The 18,726-nt window shown below is 42.3% G+C and carries 21 protein-coding genes and 1 pseudogene; 10 read left to right on the top strand and 12 right to left on the bottom strand.

All coding sequences use genetic code 11. The annotated features are described in order from the left end of the window. Nucleotides 1-103, bottom strand: a pseudogene (locus PSE7429_RS28190) (transposase-like zinc-binding domain-containing protein); the annotation flags it as partial. A 199-nt stretch (nt 104-302) separates the two neighbouring features. Here PSE7429_RS28190 and PSE7429_RS26645 point away from each other — a divergent pair. From PSE7429_RS26645 to PSE7429_RS12690, 5 genes are all read left to right on the top strand, one after another. Continuing rightward, nucleotides 303-479 (top strand): hypothetical protein, encoded by a 177-nt coding sequence (locus tag PSE7429_RS26645; protein ID WP_009627601.1) that lies wholly within the window; start codon nt 303-305, stop codon nt 477-479. 110 nt (nt 480-589) lie between these two features. Beyond that, nucleotides 590-817, top strand: a complete 228-nt coding sequence (locus tag PSE7429_RS12675) for a type II toxin-antitoxin system HicA family toxin (RefSeq protein ID WP_009627602.1) — start codon at nt 590-592, stop codon at nt 815-817. A 2-nt stretch (nt 818-819) separates the two neighbouring features. Further along, entirely contained in the window at nt 820-1,047 is a 228-nt protein-coding gene (locus PSE7429_RS12680) for a type II toxin-antitoxin system HicB family antitoxin (RefSeq protein WP_009627603.1), read from the top strand. Between the two features lie 107 nt (nt 1,048-1,154). Further along, nucleotides 1,155-1,361 carry a hypothetical protein gene (locus tag PSE7429_RS12685; protein ID WP_009627604.1) on the top strand — a complete coding sequence of 69 codons (207 nt, stop codon included), beginning with the start codon at nt 1,155-1,157 and terminating at the stop codon, nt 1,359-1,361. Next, on the top strand, nt 1,348-1,677 hold the full coding sequence (locus tag PSE7429_RS12690) for a type II toxin-antitoxin system PemK/MazF family toxin (RefSeq protein WP_009627605.1): 330 nt from the start codon (nt 1,348-1,350) through the stop codon (nt 1,675-1,677). Before PSE7429_RS12685 ends, PSE7429_RS12690 begins: the two co-directional genes overlap by 14 nt. 98 nt (nt 1,678-1,775) lie before the next feature. On the opposite strand, the gene PSE7429_RS12695 is transcribed toward PSE7429_RS12690, so the two are convergent. Beyond that, nucleotides 1,776-2,000 (bottom strand): DUF433 domain-containing protein, encoded by a 225-nt coding sequence (locus PSE7429_RS12695; RefSeq protein ID WP_009627606.1) that lies wholly within the window; start codon nt 1,998-2,000, stop codon nt 1,776-1,778. 166 nt (nt 2,001-2,166) lie between these two features. Here PSE7429_RS12695 and PSE7429_RS12700 point away from each other — a divergent pair, with 166 nt between their 5' ends. Beyond that, on the top strand, nt 2,167-2,394 hold the full coding sequence (locus PSE7429_RS12700; RefSeq protein ID WP_009627607.1) for an addiction module protein: 228 nt from the start codon (nt 2,167-2,169) through the stop codon (nt 2,392-2,394). Here PSE7429_RS12700 and PSE7429_RS27760 read toward each other — a convergent pair. The 6 genes from PSE7429_RS27760 to PSE7429_RS12725 all read right to left on the bottom strand — a co-directional run bounded on the left by PSE7429_RS27760 (nt 2,383) and on the right by PSE7429_RS12725 (nt 6,572). Beyond that, on the bottom strand, nt 2,383-2,535 hold the full coding sequence (locus PSE7429_RS27760; protein WP_158467636.1) for a hypothetical protein: 153 nt from the start codon (nt 2,533-2,535) through the stop codon (nt 2,383-2,385). The genes PSE7429_RS12700 and PSE7429_RS27760 overlap by 12 nt on opposite strands. 282 nt (nt 2,536-2,817) lie before the next feature. Continuing rightward, nucleotides 2,818-3,924 carry a peptide chain release factor 1 gene (gene prfA / locus PSE7429_RS12705; RefSeq protein ID WP_009627608.1) on the bottom strand — a complete coding sequence of 369 codons (1,107 nt, stop codon included), beginning with the start codon at nt 3,922-3,924 and terminating at the stop codon, nt 2,818-2,820. A gap of 78 nt (nt 3,925-4,002) precedes the next feature. After that, nucleotides 4,003-4,239 (bottom strand): 50S ribosomal protein L31, encoded by a 237-nt coding sequence (gene rpmE / locus PSE7429_RS12710; RefSeq protein ID WP_009627609.1) that lies wholly within the window; start codon nt 4,237-4,239, stop codon nt 4,003-4,005. Between the two features lie 99 nt (nt 4,240-4,338). Further along, entirely contained in the window at nt 4,339-4,983 is a 645-nt protein-coding gene (locus PSE7429_RS12715) for a DUF4276 family protein (protein ID WP_009627610.1), read from the bottom strand. Next, the gene (locus PSE7429_RS12720) at nt 4,980-6,065 is read right to left on the bottom strand and encodes an AAA family ATPase (protein WP_009627611.1); all 1,086 of its coding nucleotides are present in this window, start codon (nt 6,063-6,065) and stop codon (nt 4,980-4,982) included. The genes PSE7429_RS12715 and PSE7429_RS12720 overlap by 4 nt, the downstream gene beginning before the upstream one ends. A gap of 9 nt (nt 6,066-6,074) precedes the next feature. Beyond that, nucleotides 6,075-6,572 (bottom strand): GNAT family N-acetyltransferase, encoded by a 498-nt coding sequence (locus PSE7429_RS12725; RefSeq protein WP_009627612.1) that lies wholly within the window; start codon nt 6,570-6,572, stop codon nt 6,075-6,077. A gap of 563 nt (nt 6,573-7,135) precedes the next feature. Here PSE7429_RS12725 and PSE7429_RS12730 point away from each other — a divergent pair. Next, nucleotides 7,136-7,852 (top strand): ACT domain-containing protein, encoded by a 717-nt coding sequence (locus PSE7429_RS12730; protein ID WP_009627613.1) that lies wholly within the window; start codon nt 7,136-7,138, stop codon nt 7,850-7,852. 289 nt (nt 7,853-8,141) lie between these two features. Here the strand turns inward: PSE7429_RS12730 and PSE7429_RS12735 are convergent, their stop codons facing one another. Beyond that, nucleotides 8,142-9,569, bottom strand: a complete 1,428-nt coding sequence (locus PSE7429_RS12735) for a protein adenylyltransferase SelO (protein WP_009627614.1) — start codon at nt 9,567-9,569, stop codon at nt 8,142-8,144. Nucleotides 9,570-9,608: 39 nt separating this feature from the next. On the opposite strand from PSE7429_RS12735, the gene PSE7429_RS12740 reads away from it, so the two are divergent. Next, on the top strand, nt 9,609-11,309 hold the full coding sequence (locus tag PSE7429_RS12740) for an RluA family pseudouridine synthase (RefSeq protein ID WP_009627615.1): 1,701 nt from the start codon (nt 9,609-9,611) through the stop codon (nt 11,307-11,309). Here PSE7429_RS12740 and PSE7429_RS12745 read toward each other — a convergent pair whose 3' ends face one another. Beyond that, nucleotides 11,310-12,260 (bottom strand): tetratricopeptide repeat protein, encoded by a 951-nt coding sequence (locus PSE7429_RS12745; RefSeq protein WP_009627616.1) that lies wholly within the window; start codon nt 12,258-12,260, stop codon nt 11,310-11,312. It abuts the gene before it with no gap. A 252-nt stretch (nt 12,261-12,512) separates the two neighbouring features. On the opposite strand from PSE7429_RS12745, the gene PSE7429_RS12750 reads away from it, so the two are divergent. Beyond that, nucleotides 12,513-14,036 carry a family 10 glycosylhydrolase gene (locus PSE7429_RS12750; protein WP_009627617.1) on the top strand — a complete coding sequence of 508 codons (1,524 nt, stop codon included), beginning with the start codon at nt 12,513-12,515 and terminating at the stop codon, nt 14,034-14,036. A gap of 113 nt (nt 14,037-14,149) precedes the next feature. Here PSE7429_RS12750 and PSE7429_RS12755 read toward each other — a convergent pair whose 3' ends face one another. Then, a complete protein-coding gene (locus PSE7429_RS12755; RefSeq protein WP_009627618.1) occupies nt 14,150-14,941 on the bottom strand; it encodes an E3 ubiquitin ligase family protein in 792 nt (263 codons plus the stop codon). Nucleotides 14,942-15,341: 400 nt separating this feature from the next. On the opposite strand from PSE7429_RS12755, the gene PSE7429_RS12760 reads away from it, so the two are divergent. Next, nucleotides 15,342-16,733, top strand: a complete 1,392-nt coding sequence (locus PSE7429_RS12760; RefSeq protein WP_009627619.1) for an aldehyde dehydrogenase — start codon at nt 15,342-15,344, stop codon at nt 16,731-16,733. 114 nt (nt 16,734-16,847) lie between these two features. Here PSE7429_RS12760 and PSE7429_RS12765 read toward each other — a convergent pair whose 3' ends face one another. Continuing rightward, nucleotides 16,848-18,173 carry a hypothetical protein gene (locus PSE7429_RS12765; protein WP_009627620.1) on the bottom strand — a complete coding sequence of 442 codons (1,326 nt, stop codon included), beginning with the start codon at nt 18,171-18,173 and terminating at the stop codon, nt 16,848-16,850. Nucleotides 18,174-18,726: the final 553 nt, after the last annotated feature.

The raw sequence follows: 18,726 nt of genomic DNA on the forward strand, positions 1-18,726 counted from the left end.
ACATTTATAATTTTGTTTTGCCATGCCGAGTACTACCGTTTTTAACCACTGATACGGACTGGCAGGATGGACATGATGGACTTGATGGACTTGACTCTGACATTGCTTTAATCTGTAACAACCATCTAGATATTTTCCCTCATCCTTTCCTTTTTAGGACTACCGGGTGTTGAGGGGACATTGTTTGATTTTTGTGAATTGGAGATCGCGATTTTGGGTATTGAGAGTATCGGTCAGTCTGTATTAACAAAGCAACTCAATTGTTATAATCATTTCTACATCATGAGTGAGTTCTAACACTAATGGCAATAACCCTAGAAGAAAGAGTCGCAATCCTAGAAGCTGAAATCAACTTGATTAAAAACAAAGTAGAAAACCCGACTACTACAATAAAACCTTGGTGGGAGCAAATCACAGGAACATTTGCTGATAGCCTAGACTACGACAAAGCCAAGCAACTAGTCAAAAAATACCGTTAGTCATTGCGTAAGGCATCAACACAGTCCCGCAAAAAAATAGATCTTTGATTTTTTCAAGAGGCGAGCAAGAATTTGGGTGTTGAGGGGGCAATCTCTATTTGGATCAAATTATGGGTAAGAAAGAAAAACTACTTGAACTCCTAAGAAACAGCCCCAACAACGTTACATTTGGTGACATTCGTAAATTGTTAGAGCTAGAAGGTTTTGATTTAGATAGAATTACAGGAAGTCACCATATTTTCAAAAGAGATGAAATAGTTTTAGTCATTCCAGTCCATAATAACCGCGTTAAGTCTGTATATGTTAAAAGAGTTGTAGAACTTATTGAAGGAGAATAATCATGAAATATCCAATAGTGATTTATCCATGTGAAGAAGGTGGTTTTGTCGCTGAAATTCCTGCTTTAAAAGGATGTCTAGCTCAAGGTGAAACTCTAGAAGAAACCTTGCAAGAATTAATTACAGTAAGAACTTTGTGGCTAGAGACAGCCCAAAAGCATGGTCAAAAACTTCCAGATGAAGGTAAGGCGATCGCTAAAGTAAAAGCATTAAGTACAATCACTGTTTGATTTTTGAAGAGGCGATCGCGATTTTGGGTGTTGAGAGGGGCGATCGCTCTGCAACTCAAACTTAAACTCTGTGCTAGGATCTTAAATATTTTAGCGCCCTAAATTATATGAAAAGCCAGTTATTACAATTAGCTTTTGAAATAGAGCTTCAAGATGGAGAAAAACTTACAATACCTAGCTCCATAATAGAAGGAATTGGCAAAGGTAAATGGCTTATTACCATTCAGCCCAAATCAGAAACAGGCAATCGCGCCCATGATGCCTTCTTAAAAAGTTATTCGCCAGAAGATGAAGGATTATATGACGACTATTAAGTCAGGAGAAATCTGGGTTGCAGCAATTCCTTTTACAAATGGCATATCTTCAAAAAAGAGACCCGTATTAATTCTTTGGCTAGATGGAACCGATGTTGTATTAGCAGCAGTGACATCCGCACAACCGAGAACACAAACCGATGTTTTACTAAAAGACTGGTCAACCATTGGTTTGCGAGTTGCCTCAACTGTGCGTTTATCCCGACTTGATTGCTTAGAGAAGTCTTTACTAATTACCAAATTAGGACAGCTATCTCAAGATGATGTTAATCATTTGCGCGAAGTATGGAACACTCATATCAAACCCCAGTTCTAAAGTAAGGTGATCGCTATTTAATTTTTTGAAGAGGCAATTCAATTCAAAATCGCTAATATTGACTTAGAAGGATTACTTCTTATCAAACAGCAACCTTCCTAGGGCATCAATGTTAAACGGCGATCGCGATCGGCAGCAAAGGCAAAACAAGCCTGTATATCTGCAAGTGTCAAATCAGGAAAATCATCCAATACTTCTTCAACACTCATTCCACCACCGAGATAGTCAAACACATCTGATACAGCAATGCGGGTATTAACTATACATGGCTTCCCGCTGCGAATATTAGGACTGATGCGTATGCGATCGCGATAGTTTTTCATAACCAAGACTTACACATAATCTAATCCTATGATAACTGCGTCCTTATAAGAATTCATATTTTGAAAATGCGATCGCTGTTTGATTTTTTTGGAGTGGCGATATTACACCCATTAAATTTGTTTTTGCTAGACTACATACCAAATACTCATTACTTTGAGATTATTTATGAGATCAATAGAACTACTAACGAAAGAATTATTATCTCTCCCTAGCATTGCTAGAGCGCTATTAACAGAAAAACTAGTCGAAAGCCTAGAATTTGACACCGATCCAACTGTTCAGGCAACATGGACAGCCGAAGCAAAAAAAAGACGTGATGCTGTCCGTGATGGTTTCGTTCAAACAATCGATGGAGAAGACGCTCTAGCTCAGGTAAGACGGTTACTTGCGTAATGAAGTATGTATTTCATCCCGATGCACTTGCCAAATATTCTGAGGCAGTTCAATATCCGCATAAATGACAAATGGCGTATTTGCTTTGAGTGGATAGAAACAGAGAATCATCCATTTAATATCGAAATTGTCGATTATCACTAAAGGAGAGAACAACTATGGCTTAATTTGCAAAAAGCTTATGAACTACGCCTAGCTGAGGAGCTAGCGGGAGAAGAGATCCAAAAAACAATTCAACCTCGTTCATCCATGAATAAGCAGCAACTAATTCAAGTTTAGATAACGTGAGTTCGGGATAATTTGCGGATAGCGCAGACTATGACAAAGCCATGCAACTAGGCAAAAAATATCGTGAGTCATTGCGTAAGGCATCAACCAAGTCCCACAAAAAATAGATGTCCATACTCAGAATAAATCGAAAGACTAAGTAACCAGATCGTCTCCAGTAGCGATCGCCAATTCCTGCAAACGCTCCTGTTGATCTTTGGAAATACAACTTTGAATTACTTCCTCTAGATCCCCTTCCAAAATTGGCGGCAAAGTAAAGTTTTGTCCCAGACGATGCTCAGTTAGGCGACTATCTTTGTAATTGTAAGTACGAATCTTTTCGGAACGAGAACCTGTACCAACCTGCGATCGCCGCATTGAGGTAATCTCAGCTTGCTGCTCGCGCAATTTAATTTCATAGAGTTTAGCTCGCAAAATCTGCATCGCCCGCTCTTTATTTTGTAACTGCGATCGTTCTTCCGTACAGAAAATTCTAATCCCCGTTGGTTTGTGAAACAAATCGGCGGCTGTTTCCACCTTATTGACGTTTTGACCGCCAGCACCACCTGATCGCGCCGTAGACATTTCAATATCCTTCGGATCGATGTGAATCTCAACCTCATCGACTTCTGGCATAATTGCCACTGTCGCCGTTGACGTATGCACTCGCCCCTGAGACTCCGTAGCAGGGACGCGTTGCACCCGATGCACACCCGACTCAAACTTAAGTTTGCTATAAACGCGATCGCCTTGCACTTCAATGATCGCTTCCTTAAAGCCACCCATTTCCGCCAAGGTTTCACTTACCATCTTTACCCGCCAGCCTTGACGCTCGGCATAGCGCGTATATAGACGCACCAAATCGCCTGCCCAGATCCCCGCCTCATCACCACCCGTACCCGCACGGATTTCCAGCATGATGTTCTTATCGTCATTAGGATCTTGGGGCAGTAAGAGGATTTGGAGACGTTTCTCTAACTCTTCTAACTTTGACGATAGTTCTTCGACCTCAAGAGCCGCCATTTCCTTAAGTTCGGGGTCATTTGACTCCTTCAGGATTTCTTGCGACTCTTTGTAATCTTGCTCCGCCTTACGAAAAGTCTCGTAGGTCAGAACCGTCTCTTCCAACGAAGCACGCACCTTAGCAATGCGCTGAAACTCGCCGTGATCGGTCGCCACGTCAGGATCTCCCATCCGACGAGTCAGTTCATTGAAGGTTTGTTCTACAGATTCGAGCTTTTTGATTAAGTAAGCAGCAGGCATGAAATTTGAGTTACCGCAAAAAGAAAGTGAAAATTCAGCTTATTAGCTTATTTAGGTCAACCTTAAATCAATTCTTGGCTAGACCTGATTTTCGACAGCAGCTTTTTCATCAAACATACCGTACTTACGTAAGAAGCGCTCTACGCGACCTTCGGTATCGATAATCTTTTGCGTACCAGTATAGAAGGGGTGATTGCCCGACCATACATCAACATTAATTTCAGGATGAGTAGAACCAATTGTCGCTACCACTTCACCGTTGCAAATTACTTTTGCTTCGGGATACCACTTTGGGTGAATTCCAGCTTTAGGCATAGTCTTAGCTATAAAAAATCAAAAATTAAGCTTTTCTAGACTAGCACGTAATTATGCAAATAGGAAAAGACAATTTGCCATATCTTAAATTTTTTGAGTTTACGCAAGACTTTCAAGACGCTCAATCCAACTGTTAAACATTAGACATTCACGGCGAATAGTTTCTAAGCCGATATCTAGGGCAACTAATGAGCCATGTAAAACCTTATCGTATTGACTAAATATACTAAGAATCCGCTTGGAGGGTGCTGTCGTATAACCATCATTAATATGCTCAGGTGACGGAAACCCACAGCGAATCTTTCTCAGATTAACGACTACTTGTGGATCATCACACCAGTTTTCAAAAGCTTCGGGTTCACTGAACAACAAACTTTCAAACTCATGAATCATCAAGTTGGCAATGAAGTTTGATTCTGCAATATCATCCTGAAAGGATTGCTGAAGTATTTTTGCTCTCTTAACTGATGATAAACCTGTAGATATTGCTAATTGGGGAAAATCCGTAGGTAATCCATAAAAATCGATCAGTGTCGTTACCCACGCGTTAGGGTCTTCCTTACATTTTTTTTCAATCTGATTTTTAAGTTTGCCATAGGTTGATATACCACCTTTACCGATTTTACTGGTACGCAAAATAATTGGATTAATCCAAATATCTAGTCGAGCAAAATGGCTCGTTAACAGTTCTCGCACAAAAGTTTCTTCGGTTTGCCCCTCACAGAAAATATGGACTCTAATCATCGCGATGGTCTACCACCCAATAGATTTTTTTGCCACAGTTCACCTAAAGAGTACTCTTCTAGCCATTTACCTAAAGCATCTTCATCTAGTCGGTGTAAATGTGTTGCCCCTTCAATGCGATCGCACACAATTACATCAGAGACATCAAACTCATTGAGTAATGCTACTGACTGGGTAGAAACTATGACTTGCTTAGATTTGGCTGTAGAGCGCAGCAATGAAGCCAGAACATTAATGGCGTAGGGATGTAAGCCCAACTCTGGCTCATCGATCAAAATCATTTCGGGCTGCTTATCCTCTGGTTGCATCAACACAGTCGCAAGACAAATAAAGCGCAAAGTCCCATCGGAGAGTTGATAGGCTTTAAATGGTACATCTTCACCTTTTTCAACCCATTCCAGCTCAATTTTTTCTTGATTATTAGAATGGGGTCGCAAATAAAAATCCCCAAAGAATGGCGCTACTAATTGGATCGTTTTGACGATTCTTTGATAATGCGTTTGATATTTCTCTTTTAGTAAGTAAAGATATGCAGCTAGATTTTGAGCATCTGATCGCAGATAAGTATTGTCATTTATAGCTTGAAGTTGCTTTACCAGAGCAGTCTCCCCAGTGTCATGAAAATGGTAGATTCGCCAGCTTTTCATCACTGGTACTGTGTAACTGTAGATCCTTGTTCTGCGAACTTGGTTTTCCATCTCAGTTTCAAAATTACCTGACCCAACAAACCAATTACCACTCTTTTTCCACCAAAAATTTTCATCAGAGAAAACCATACGATTATCTTTGGTTGGCTCTAAAACAAATTTATAACCGTTATCACCAAAATAAAGTTCAGCAGAAAGCTGCTGTGTTTTTTTGCGCCCAAAATATAAGAGTGAATCAGCCCCTCCTTGCTTACTCACATAAAGCTGTAGTTTACTTAAGAGTATTTGCTGGATTAGTTGAAAAAAAGCAATAAAGTTTGACTTGCCAGAGCCATTAGCCCCAATCAAGACATTGAGTTCTTTTAATTCAAGATCGCACTCATGGATTGATTTGAACCCTTTCAGTACGATTCTGGATAACTGATTTTGGTTCATTTTTGCAACCTAGGGATACCAAAACATACCTTTAATGCCTTCGGGATCAGCGTTGAAACCGAGTTGACTGTAAAACTCGACCACATGGGCATCGGCGAAGAGACTGATATTGCTAATGTCCGATTTGCGTAACTCGCGGATCATTTCCTCCATCATTGCTTTGCCTAACCCTCTACCTTGAAAATCGGGATGGATCACCACATCCCATAGAGTGGCATTAAAGGCATAATCAGAGGTAGCACGAGCAAACCCTATTAAACGTCGAAAACCACCACGATGCTCCCACATTGATAGGACAACAAAACTATGTTGTAAAGCAATCCGAACCTTACGAATTGGTCGCCTTGCCCATCCCACAGAGTCACATAACTCTTCTAATTCGTAGAGATCGATATCTTTTTCAGTGCTAAAGAAAATCTGTCCGCTTTGGTTTGGTACTTGGCGAAGTTTTGTTTTTTTTGTCGGTTCTAGGGTGTCAGAACCAAATAAGCTTTTCCAGAACCCCATTTGCCCAGTTTATATATAGCGGCGATCGCCCTGTTTGTTACAGATATTCTAAACGCTTTAGTATTGTATCTGCTTTTGTTGAAACCAAGCGATCGTAAATATATTGATCGTGATTGATCGTGATATTTCTCGTACTCGATCATGATATTGGCGATCGCAAATATGGCAATCGTAAGTATATAAGGTGTGATTATTGAAATACTGAAGGCTTTTAGTCAGTCTCGTCTCTAAGTTGGTAGAATTATGCCATCATTGCTGCCTTTGCTTGAGTCACTATTTATTTCTTTTAGTAGCTAGGCATAATTAAAATCCAGATCTAAAACCTGCGGCGCACGCTGCGCGTGCGCCGCAGGTTTTAGGGTTTTATATTTAATTAAGCCCACTTACTTTATTATTTCTTTCATTTTTTTATTTTTGAAACAAGCAATGTTTAATCTGATTGCGCCAATTTCAAGTTATGGGCATCTAAGGAAGTTTGTCGCACCTAAGGCAATATGGGGGGCGATCTTTTGTTCGATCTTCGGGATAATGAAGTGCATTTGTGAGCGATCGGGAGGTTGGCAATGACGTTTGGGCTAAAAACCTCAACGATCGAATTACTGAAACGCTTTAATATGAGCTTTCCTCAGTTTTACGAGCAGTTTGTAAGTAGTGATATTCAACTGCAAAATTTGCGTTTGGCTTACCAACTTTATCAAACTAAGGAAGCTGTAATTGAACTCAGATCGGAAAGCAGCAAGAGCGTACTTTATTTTGCTTATCGAAATCAGTCGTTTTTATTAAGTGACATTTTTGGAGTACTTGCCGCCTATGGTTTAACAATCCATAGTCTCAGTCTTTACGGACAGATTCATACACCAATGCTGGTGTTTATCAAACTGGTGATCTCGCGGGGAGGCAAAGCGCTGCCCCAGAAGACTGCCGAGAATGTCCGTAAGGCAATCAAGGAGACACTCTTGGGGCGTTTTGAGGTGGAAGAGATGCTAGCCTTGGAATTTAACCTTGATAGTGGATTAAAAAAGGTCGAAACAAATTTTTATGTCGATCGCGTATTTCATTTACCTGCGCTATTAGTAGAGGCCGACAGCCAACCAGGATTATTTTATAAGGTGATGAATGCGATTTGGCAGGAGGATCTGTTGGTAGTAAATGCCAATTTATTAGTGTGGCGCGGACGCACAAGGTTGATTTTATATTTATTAGGTCCTAACGAAAACCTAATTCCTGAATATTTGGGAACGAAAATTGCCGAAAGTCTTAAGCAACGACTTTCGTATTAATTCATATTTCCCTCTCCCATGGAAAGTCGGTAACCCCAAGAATTGATTGGCGGCGCTCTGCGCCGCCAATCAATTCTTGGGGTTTATACCAATTCACGAAAGTGTGACAACACTTTTGTGAATTAAACACCAAACCCAGTAAGGTTTTGAGATTCCCAAAATGGCGTTGCCATTTTGGGAATTGGTATAAGGGTTGCTTAGGACATAAAACCGAAAAGATTAGTGGCGGTGCTCCGCACCGCCACTAATCTTTTCGGTTTTGATTTGTTTCAACGAGATGTCATGGGAATTATTCTTTTAATTGGGCGATCGCATCATACAAAGGTTGCCAATCATCATCCAAGGTAATCCGCTCCCAAACCTCTTCAATTTTCGGACGTAAAAAAATTATGCATGGATTAGCGGCCTTGAGCTGTTGGGCAATATTTTCCATTTCCGCAATCGGCTGACGGATTAATAATTGATGGTAAACGACGCGCCATTTTTCTAATAATGGGGCTTGTTCCTCCGTGATTTCCCAATCAGGATTGGGAAAAATATTGCGAACATCTTCGCGCCAATTGGGTTGAAAAGATTGGCGAAGTTTCACAAAGAATTGGTTGTAGCCGATCGCTTGGACGTTGGACAACAATTCTAAGGTTGCGCCGATCAGATCTTCAGTTTCAGGTTCAGAGAGCGTCCTAAATCCCAATCGCTTCAGCATCATTTCACAATAGGCAAGGCGATAGAAGTCTTTAAACTTCAGTAATGATGCTTGCATATCGTTCTTATCGACGACCATACCGAGCGGATCTTGCAGCTTTTCGAGATTCCAATAGCAAGCGGCAGGTTGATTGGCGTAGCTGTAGCGTCCCGCATAGTCAAAATAGGCAGCGGTAAATCTCGGATCGTAGGTGGGAATAAAGGCAAAAGGTCCATAGTCAAAGCTCTCGCCCGTAATTGACATATTATCGGTATTGAGAACGGCATGGCAGAATCCCACCGCCATCCATTGAGCGCAGAGGGTTGCCACTCGTTTGACTAATTCTAAATAGAAAATGCCATCCTGATTTTCTTTTCCCCAGAACTGCGGATAGTAGATTTGGAGAACATGATCGAGCAATTTGCGGGTAAGGTCAGTGCGACCGATCCATTTGAGACGTTCAAAAGTACCAAAGCGAATATGCGATCGCGAGAACCGCACCATTACGGAAGATCGGGTGGGTGATGGCTCGTCCCCACGCCATAGTTCTTCCCCTGTTTCGACGAGGCTGAAACAACGAGAAGTCTTTACACCCATGCGGTGGAGGGCTTCCGAGGCAATAATTTCCCTTACTCCACCTTTGAGGGTGAGTCGTCCATCGGCAGTGCGGGAGTAGGGGGTTCGACCAGAGCCTTTAGTCCCGAAGTCATAGAGTTCGCCATCAACTCCGCGCACCTGTCCGTAGATAAATCCGCGTCCATCACCGAGTTGGGGATTATATTCGCCAAATTGATAGCCGTGATAGCGGAGGGCAAGGAAGGATCGCACAGCGCGAAAATGACCAAAAGCTTCAATAAAGTCATCATCGCTAACCTGCGATGGGGCAAGTCCTAAGATCGGCAAAACATCATCGTTACGCCACCGTAATTTATGCATCGGATATTCGGCGGCGGTAACGACATCGTGATAGTCTGCTAAAGACTCGATCGCGGGTTCATAGTTAAGATTAAGGAAAGGGTTGCTAGGGTGACTCATGGCGAAATTGGCGCTGGCGAAATATTAGATGCTTCTGCCATGATACTTGGTTCGGATCTTGATCGACTTGATCGAGCTATCACCTATTGGTACGAGGGGATCTGTCCCTATAGTGGCGAAATATTGCGATTGCCGAGAACTCTAGAGGCGGAAGCGATCGCAAGGGATCTCATGCAATCCCTTGGGCGCAGCCAGTGCGATCACGGGGAAGGCAAAATGTACGGAGTGTTAATTGCGGAATCATCAAGGGGAGAAAGATTGATTCTCAAAGCCTTTTCTGGCTTGCTAAATGGAAAAAGTGAGATTGAAGGATGGGTTCCCCCCATTGCTGGCAGGGAAAGGGTTGCCATCGCCGAATCAATTACGCTCCATCGATTGGCAAAAATCAAGCAGGAACTAATTGAATTGAGTCAGATTGCTGAACGCGGGGAATACGAACGGAGATCGCAGGAATATGCAACCCAGTTTGAAATTATGCGAGAGCGGCATCATATTTCTAAGCAAGAACGACATCAACAACGACAGCAAGAGAGACAGCAAGATGGCGCAGACTTATCAGCTTTAGATCGAGCGAGTCAAATGGAAAAAATGGAAAGGCGAAATTTCAAGCGCGATCGCGATCTGGCTCTATTGCCACTAAAACAAGCGATCGAGCTTGCGGATACCCAAATGCAAAATCTCAAACAGGAACGCCGCGAACTCTCGCGAACCTTGCAGAATCAAATGCATCATGCCTATGTCTTGACTAATTTTGCGGGGGAAACGCGATCGCTAAAAGAACTAATTACCGAAGGAGCCATGCCCACGGGCACAGGCGATTGTTGCGCCCCTAAATTATTACACTATGCTGCCATCCATCATCTGGCTCCGATCGCTCTGGCGGAGTTTTGGTGGGGAAGTCCCGCCCCCGATGGTTATAAGATGCAGGGAGAGTTTTATGGCGCTTGTGTCGAGAGATGTCAACCTTTAATGGGATTTTTGCTATCAGGAAGGAATCGTAACGCTTTGGATAGGGCAGGAGAAGATGCGATCTCTCTTGAGAATGAGAACGAAGAAAAAATACGATTTCAATCCAGCCTTACATCCATTAAATCGGGAAAAATCGAAGTAGAACTTCCCATTATGTATGAAGATGATTATCTAATAGCGATCGCCAAACCTGAAGGGCTACTATCAGTCCCTGGGCGCTATCTCGATACTCAAGATAGCGTTCTCAGTCGCCTACGCCAATATTTTAGCGATCGTGCGTCTCTTTATCCAGTGCATCGACTTGATCGCCAAACTTCGGGAATCTTATTATTAGCTCGCGATCTGGATTCGTTGCGACATCTTCACCTACAATTTCAACAGCGGCAAGTGCGTAAGGTTTATGAAGCATTACTATCAGGAGAATGTGCCCAAAAATGCGGGATGATCGATTTGCCCTTATGGGGCAATCCCGAAAATCGCCCCTACCAGCAGGTAGATTTTGCAAAAGGAAAACCAAGTTTGACTGAGTTTCGGTTGCTCGGTATTCAAGATCATTACACAAGAATTGAATTTATCCCTTTGACGGGGCGGACGCATCAACTGCGCGTTCACGCTGCTGATCCGCGTGGATTGGGACTCACAATTTTAGGCGATCGCCTATATGGCTGTCAGATTGCGACCGATCGCTTACATCTCCATGCACGGGAGTTAACCTTCACCCATCCGCGATCGCTAGAGGAAATTCGTTTGCAAATACCAGTTCCCTTTTGACTAGACTCCTCTCGCGAGGATTTGACCAAGGTATTGATGGGCTTCGATCCAATCAGGGGCGAGTTCAATCGCCGATTGGAAACAGGCGATCGCTTCGTCGATTTTACCTAGATTATTTAAAATAATTCCGAGATTAAAGTAGGGTTGGGCAAAGTTGGGATCGATATCGATCGCTTCTTTGTAAGATATGATCGCATCTTTGATTTGGTCTTTGCGAAGGAAGGTATTGCCGAGATTGCAATGGGCATCAGCATAGGCGGGATCGATCTGAATTGCCTTTTCAAAGCAGGCGATCGCTTTACCTTCTAAATCCGCTTTGAGCACTTCTTCTTCGATGGTAATGGAACTAATTTTTAGCAAATAGGCTACGCCCAAGGCATTATAGTCTTTAGCTTGCAGCAGATCCGAATTATGATTTTCGGCACGTTCGTAAATAGCGCTAACTGCTTCAGTGGCATTTTGGTGCAAATGGATTTGGGCGATCGCCCGATAACCATCGATATTGTCGGGATTTTGGGCGATCGCGCGTTCGTAGCTGGCGATCGCTTCGCTGATTTTGCCTCTACTCCTCAGATTATCCCCTAACTTGCAATGATATTCCGCCAAAAAACGTTCGGGATGATATTCGAGGGCTTTCTGGAAATGGGCGATCGCTAACTCCGCCCATCCCATTTGCTGATAGGTATTCCCTAATCCCAACTGGGCCTCTAACAATTGCGGATCGAATTGGATCGCCTTACTATAGCTAGCGATCGCCTCCATCATATTTCCCTGCTGCTGATAAATTCCACCAATACGTTCGTGGGCAGGGGCAAAGTCTGGAGCGACAGTGAGAGCGCGTTGATAATTTTTGAGCGCGAGGGGCAGATTGCCAGAGCCACGATAGCGATCGCCAAATTGGAGATAGGTCTCTGGCGATTCAACGTTTGATGGATTATTAACATCAGTCATAGCGACAGCGCAGTTAAATGAGGTAAATGGGGAGATTAAAAGCATTCATGGTATCAGAAATCTGATACAGTGCTTGCGCTAGGTAGAAAATCTAATAAGTAGTTCGGCATAATTAAAAACCAAAACCAGCGAGCATACCGCCCGCTACGCGGGCGGTATGCTCTTCTAGGTTTTAAGTTTACTTATGCCTAGCTACATGTCATATTTCCCAAAAACATTGCTGCAATTTCAGCCTTATTTGGAAACTGCTATATGCCAGCATCGCTCGTTCGAGTCTTTACCATCACTTTAGTCAGTTTAGTCACGAACCTATCACTGGGCTTGGCGCAATCGGTGGCTCAGGTCAGTGAATATTGTCAATTTGATAACGAGGCGATCGCAAATAAAGACAAATTGCGTTCGACAGCTTTTCAAGATCCCACCAATCTAGCAGCAGTCGCAGAATATCAAGCGATCGTCAAGCAACATACGCAAGCTCTCCAGATCTGCCGTCAAAAATCTTGGCTAAAAACTCAAGGTGTCTGGCTGCGGCTCTATCCCTGCGATCTGCAATCGGGAAAACTCGATGAAGTGATGGATCGGATCGTCAATCGAGGTTACAACCAAGTATTTATCGAGGTTTTTTCGGAAGGGAAAATTCTCTTGCCCCGTTCAGAAAATATTACAGCTTGGGAATCGCTGGTCGATGCCGATCGATACCAGAATGCGGATTTGTTAAAACTGGCGATCAATAAAGGAAGAGAACGCGGGCTGAATGTTCGTGCTTGGATATTTACGATGAACTTTAGTACCGCTTACGCCCGAGGAGTTGATCTCAATGGATTGCCAAAGCTAACGGTGGCGAGACAAAATGCGATCGCTCGCAATGCCAATGGCGATACGACAATGTCCATAGTAGAGAACTTAGGGAAAAATCCCGAAGGTGAAGTTCCCACTACCAATCAGTTATTTATCGATCCCTATAATTATCAAGCCCAGAACGATTTATACCTAGCGGTGCATGAAGTACTCAAGCGCCACCCCGACGGAGTAGTATTTGACTACGTACGTTATAAGCGTGGTGCAGGTGCGGCTTCGGTAGTCAGTAATGTGCGCTACCTCTGGATCTATGGCTCTGCTTCATTACAGGCTCTCCGCGATCGCGCTGAGAATTTCCAAGGCAGGGAACTGATCAACCGATTTCTCAAGCAAGGCTACGTGACCCCCACGGATTTACAAGCATTAAAAAAGCTCTATCCCCAAGAATCAGAGCCGCTCTGGCAAGGTCGCCAACCCTCAACCCAACCTAATCCTGCGATCGCCTATTGGCAAAGCGAACTCTGGCGACTGGCGGTGGGACATGCGTTTATCGGCGTGACCTACTATCTCGGCATTGTCTCTAAACCTGTCTTTCGAGCAGGAATTCCCGCCAGTATTGCATTTTTCTCCGATGGCAATCAACCAGTGGGAGAGGGTTTTGACTCGCGAATGCAACCTTGGCATTTGTTTACCAACGACTACGAGTGGCAACCGATGGTCTATGCGGTCTGTGGCAAACCCGATTGCATTGTGAATCAAGTTCTCAAGGTTGCTCAATATGCACCCAATGGAACCAAGATCGCCCCGATTTTAGTTGGGCAATGGAACGTACCCTCCGCCAATCGCCCATCCTTAGAAGCTCAAATGCAAGCCATCCATACTGCCGTACCAGCAATTAATTCCCTCAGCCATTTTGCCTTTGGTTGGCAACTCCAAGAAGCCACTTTTTCGCGATCGCGTCAATTTTGCAAACTGTAGAGCTTTTTGTAAGTAGTTAATCATAAGTAAACTTAAAACCTAGAAGAGTGTAACGCCCGCGTAGCGGGCGTTACACTCTCCGGTTTTGGTTTTTAATTATGCTTAACTACTTATTAACTCTTTAAAACTAATCCCACGATCAGTAAAACCGCACCGAGGAGCAAACAAGCAACCATCCCGTAGAAAAAACCTTTGGCAGCATTTGCGGTAGACTTAGCAAGTTCCTCTTCACTTTTGAGAGAAATAATAAATTTCTTGTCGGATTGGATGGGTTTGCGCAGCGTCACTTGACCGCCTTCGTCAGCCGCCGTGCCGATTACCAATACTTCGCGATCGCAGGGTAAGATCGATTCCGTATAGCGATATCCCAATGTCCGCCTTCCTCCCATTCCCAAACCCACGGACAAACTAAAAGCCCCAAAGGATAGTAACGAAGAATTCTCCTGCCGAAATTCGTTTAATATTTGAGTAGTTTCAATATCACCTCCATCGGGATTGACGACCAGTTCGCCCGATCGATCTTGTAATGTAAAGGGAATTGACTGGCTGTTACTAGATATCGTCTCCGAACCACGTCGAGTTTCCGTGCGGCTTTTGCCATCACTATCACGGGTTGTATGCTGTTCTTCATACTCTCTGACAACCCTCATAGCATAATGCACGCAGGGAGCTTGTTTAAGTTCCGAAACCAAGGGGTTTTCACTACGAATGATCCCGCGTACTTTCACATATTCACGCAAATTTCCACTACCAATTTCACCAGCGATCTCCCTCGCAATATTCTGTAACTCCGCAACCGTTGAGGATGTTGCCGAACGAATACTTTGCAGTTTTGTGCTGTAATTCTTTTGCACGAAAAATAGAATGATCCCAACTACAAGAAGAATGCCACCAAAGATTGCCATAGTTATATTAGGGTAGTCTTACATTTTCGATATATAGCTTAGGAGAAATCAAAATCCCAGAATTGATTGGCGGCGCTCCGCGCCGCCAATCAATTCTGGGGCTTTATGTCCTAGTGCATTGACGATAGCTATAAGTAGCTAAGCATAAGTGTATAAGTAGCTGGACATAATTAAAACCCAGAATCCAAACCTGTAGTGCACGCGCAGCGTGCGCTACAGGTTTGGGGTTTTATATTTAATTGCGCCTAGCTACTTACATAAAATCTATAAGAGCGTACTGCCCACTACGCAGACATTACGCTCTCTGGTTTGGAGTTTTAAATATACAGAGCTACTTAGCTTCAAATTAGCATAGGTTAAGCTGGAATTTAGAGAGCCAATTTATAGAATTTTAGAAATTATGGAGACCTTACCTATCAATAATTTGGATATCCCAGCTACGATCGCGAAACAACGTATATTCTTCGATGGGAATAAAACTAAAGATTATGAGTTTCGGGTATCTCAACTTAAGAAACTCGCACAATTAATTAAAGAAAACGAAAAGTTAATTCTCGATGCTGTGTATGCAGATTTGCGTAAGCCTACGATCGAGATTTTTGGTAGTGAAATTTTAATTGCGCTTTCAGAAATTAGGTACGTTATCAAGCATCTCAAGGCTTGGATGAAGCCCCAGAAAGTAGGAACCCCTCTAAATTTATTTCCTAGCTCTAGTTATATTTATACTGAACCTTTAGGTGTCGTACTGATTGTCGCCCCTTGGAACTATCCTTTCTCTCTCAATATCCAGCCCCTGATTGGCGCGATCGCCGCAGGGAATTGTGCCATTCTAAAACCTTCAGAATATGCGCCCCATACTTCCAACGCGATCGCCAAAATTATTAACGAGCATTTCGATCCTAATTTCATCACGGTGATCGAGGGAGGGCTAGAAATCAATCAAGCTTTATTAGCCGAAAAATTCGATCATATCTTCTTTACTGGCAGCACAGCGATCGGCAAGATTGTTATGGAAGCAGCAGCCAAACATTTAACTCCCGTTACCCTTGAACTTGGCGGTAAAAGCCCCTGCATTGTTGATGAGGAATGCGATCTGGAAACTACGGCTAAGCGAATTATTTGGGGTAAATTCTATAATGCTGGACAAACCTGTGTTGCCCCTGATTATCTATTAGTTTCAAAAAGTATAAAGCCTGTCTTAATAGAGAAGTTATTGGGATATGTCAAAACTTTCTTTGGAGAAAATCCCCAGCAAAGTCCCGATTTTGCCCGTATCGTTAACGATCGCCAATTTGATCGCTTAGTTAGTTTGCTAAACGAAGGTAAAATTTTAATCGGTGGGCAAACCGATAAAAGCGATCGCTACATTGCCCCAACGATCATTGATGGAATTTCGATTCATGCAAAAATTATGGGAGAAGAGATATTTGGTCCTATTTTGCCAGTTTTGGAATACGACCAGCTCTCTGAAGCGATCGCCCTAATTAAGAGCCAATCCCAGCCCCTTGCCCTATATTTATTCTCTAACAATAAACAGAAGCAAGAGAAAATTTTGCAGGAAATATCCTTTGGTGGAGGCTGTTTTAACGACACGATTTTACATCTTGCCAACCTCGAACTTCCCTTTGGTGGAGTCGGCAATAGCGGCATGGGTAGCTATCATGGTAAGGCAACCTTTGACAGATTCTCCCATCGCAAGAGCGTACTAAAAAACTCATTCCGTTTTGATCTCAAGTTACGTTACCCTCCGTACAGGGTGAGCATTGACACCTTAAAAAAATTCATCAATTAATAAGTAGCTAGGCATAAGTAAACTTAAAACCCAGAGAGCGTACCGCCCGCTACGCGGGCGGTACGCTCTCTGGGTTTGGTTTTTAATTATGCCTAGCTACTTACTTAGACAGCATTACCGAACCTGTGAAAAGATACGATATTGGGTAGCATCAAATTTAGAGATATCAGTATCCGAGGAATTAGAGGAACTAGAGGAATTGCTTTTTGCTGTTGAGGGAGTTATCTCATAGGGATTCATCCTCACAATGGTGTAGCGAGTTTCACTGGCATAAATTGCCAAGGCAATATTGAGCATATCGATGAATGCAATTACTGATTTACATTTGGACTCGCTATATTGACTGTAATACTTAATTATGGCTGCAACCCTTAACTCTAGATAAGGGCGAATGGATTCATTTAGGAATAGAATCTTGAGCAGTAATACTACGAGGTTAAGCGGATTGGTATGGTGCAGTAAAATGTTAAACAACTCTGTTGGCTTTTCGCGATCGGCGATCGTAAGTTCATTAATTAGATACTTGGCACTCTTTAAAACCAAGGATGTAGTTACAGGATGGTCATGACGTTGCGAACCTAAATCAAATAAACCATCATAGATCTTGGTTTGAACCGTATCCGATATTTCCGCATCCGCAATTGAGAAATCTAGGTATTCGAGCAAGTTAATTTTAAAGTCATAGTAGGAAAAGCTGTTGATATTTCCTAAAAGTTTGCCAGCTAAGTCTTGACAATTCAATACGCTCTTCTTTGTCAGCATAAGTGTGACGAGATTAATCACGTTATTGTTTAGACTTGTCGGATTAGTTTGTGGATTTTTAAAAGTTGTTTGCGATCCTATCCGAGCCGTATACATTGCTAATTCAAATTTGAATTGCTCCTTCATTTTTTGAGCTAATCGTTGTGCTGCTTGTCTTTGCTCTAGGGGGCTAGCGGGATTTGTATATTGATAGGCTAGAAGGTAGGATGCAAAGCGATTACCCCAATTTCGGTCAGGACTACTATGTTCTTCTCTGTTGAGAATAAACAGCTTGAGCGATTGGAAATCTTCACTCTTAACAAACATCTGCAACCAAATTCGTAAGGTTCTTAGTTTGATAGATGTGGGTTTTTTATAGATTGAAGGATGATCAAAAATATTAACTAAAGACTGAATATGAATCAGATTATTACTAACAGTCCAATTGTTAATAAGAATATAACAACACCTTTTTAAAGTGTAGAAAAATTCCTTTTCATTGTAGGCAGTCAAAATTTGATCGAGGGCCTGAGTGATCTCGATATTATTACTAACATTACAGCTTACAAATAGGTTTTTAAAGTCTTCTAATACTTCATCGGGTGATTTACAACGAACAGTTTCTAAAAAGAATTCATAAATGCTTTGCTGGGCCTGCTCAATACCTTGAGAGTAAATTCTGTCTGCTGTCCAAAACATAATAATTTCATTCCTTAAAGTATTTGTAGAGATCTAGATAATATCAAAACTAAAAATGGCTACGCCATTTTTAGTTTTTCAAACCCTTACTAGATTTGGTGTTTAATTCACAAAATTGTTGTCACACTTTCGTGAATTGGTCTAACAGGATTCTAGAGGAAGAAAAGGTGAGACGGATGGCTGTCCGCCACCTTCTCTAAAGATCTCCGATACCCGCTATAAAGTCAAGAATTGATGGTGTAGAGGGCATCAAGATGAAATATTTAAGCAATTCTATGATTTAAAGAATTAGCAATTATTTGTTATAGATATTATTCATCTCTTTAATAATTTAAAAGTAATTCCTAGACTCATTTTGTTATCAAAAAGATATATGAAAGTTATGCAAATGTTATAAGACTATTCAATGGAACTTCGAGCGCAAAGAAATTCATAAATTCTCCTGCTTTCAATCGCAAAAATATCTTTTAGGTTTTGATTTGCCCTATCTAACTCAAACCTTGCTAAGTACCTCAGCATAATTAAAATCTGCGGCGCACGCTGCGCGTGCGCC

The sequence above is a fragment of the Pseudanabaena biceps PCC 7429 genome, from assembly GCF_000332215.1.
GTDB lineage: Bacteria > Cyanobacteriota > Cyanobacteriia > Pseudanabaenales > Pseudanabaenaceae > Pseudanabaena > Pseudanabaena biceps.

What these genes read in the sequence shown, in the direction of transcription:
- PSE7429_RS26645 (WP_009627601.1), top strand. Translation starts at nt 303, where the DNA reads ATGGCAATAACCCTAGAAGAAAGAGTCGCAATCCTAGAAGCTGAAATC.
- PSE7429_RS12675 (WP_009627602.1), top strand. Translation starts at nt 590, where the DNA reads ATGGGTAAGAAAGAAAAACTACTTGAACTCCTAAGAAACAGCCCCAAC.
- PSE7429_RS12680 (WP_009627603.1), top strand. Translation starts at nt 820, where the DNA reads ATGAAATATCCAATAGTGATTTATCCATGTGAAGAAGGTGGTTTTGTC.
- PSE7429_RS12685 (WP_009627604.1), top strand. Translation starts at nt 1,155, where the DNA reads ATGAAAAGCCAGTTATTACAATTAGCTTTTGAAATAGAGCTTCAAGAT.
- PSE7429_RS12690 (WP_009627605.1), top strand. Translation starts at nt 1,348, where the DNA reads ATGACGACTATTAAGTCAGGAGAAATCTGGGTTGCAGCAATTCCTTTT.
- PSE7429_RS12695 (WP_009627606.1), bottom strand. Translation starts at nt 2,000, where the DNA reads ATGAAAAACTATCGCGATCGCATACGCATCAGTCCTAATATTCGCAGC.
- PSE7429_RS12700 (WP_009627607.1), top strand. Translation starts at nt 2,167, where the DNA reads ATGAGATCAATAGAACTACTAACGAAAGAATTATTATCTCTCCCTAGC.
- prfA (WP_009627608.1), bottom strand. Translation starts at nt 3,924, where the DNA reads ATGCCTGCTGCTTACTTAATCAAAAAGCTCGAATCTGTAGAACAAACC.
- rpmE (WP_009627609.1), bottom strand. Translation starts at nt 4,239, where the DNA reads ATGCCTAAAGCTGGAATTCACCCAAAGTGGTATCCCGAAGCAAAAGTA.
- PSE7429_RS12715 (WP_009627610.1), bottom strand. Translation starts at nt 4,983, where the DNA reads ATGATTAGAGTCCATATTTTCTGTGAGGGGCAAACCGAAGAAACTTTT.
- PSE7429_RS12720 (WP_009627611.1), bottom strand. Translation starts at nt 6,065, where the DNA reads ATGAACCAAAATCAGTTATCCAGAATCGTACTGAAAGGGTTCAAATCA.
- PSE7429_RS12725 (WP_009627612.1), bottom strand. Translation starts at nt 6,572, where the DNA reads ATGGGGTTCTGGAAAAGCTTATTTGGTTCTGACACCCTAGAACCGACA.
- PSE7429_RS12730 (WP_009627613.1), top strand. Translation starts at nt 7,136, where the DNA reads ATGACGTTTGGGCTAAAAACCTCAACGATCGAATTACTGAAACGCTTT.
- PSE7429_RS12735 (WP_009627614.1), bottom strand. Translation starts at nt 9,569, where the DNA reads ATGAGTCACCCTAGCAACCCTTTCCTTAATCTTAACTATGAACCCGCG.
- PSE7429_RS12740 (WP_009627615.1), top strand. Translation starts at nt 9,609, where the DNA reads ATGATACTTGGTTCGGATCTTGATCGACTTGATCGAGCTATCACCTAT.
- PSE7429_RS12745 (WP_009627616.1), bottom strand. Translation starts at nt 12,260, where the DNA reads ATGACTGATGTTAATAATCCATCAAACGTTGAATCGCCAGAGACCTAT.
- PSE7429_RS12750 (WP_009627617.1), top strand. Translation starts at nt 12,513, where the DNA reads ATGCCAGCATCGCTCGTTCGAGTCTTTACCATCACTTTAGTCAGTTTA.
- PSE7429_RS12755 (WP_009627618.1), bottom strand. Translation starts at nt 14,941, where the DNA reads ATGGCAATCTTTGGTGGCATTCTTCTTGTAGTTGGGATCATTCTATTT.
- PSE7429_RS12760 (WP_009627619.1), top strand. Translation starts at nt 15,342, where the DNA reads ATGGAGACCTTACCTATCAATAATTTGGATATCCCAGCTACGATCGCG.
- PSE7429_RS12765 (WP_009627620.1), bottom strand. Translation starts at nt 18,173, where the DNA reads ATGTTTTGGACAGCAGACAGAATTTACTCTCAAGGTATTGAGCAGGCC.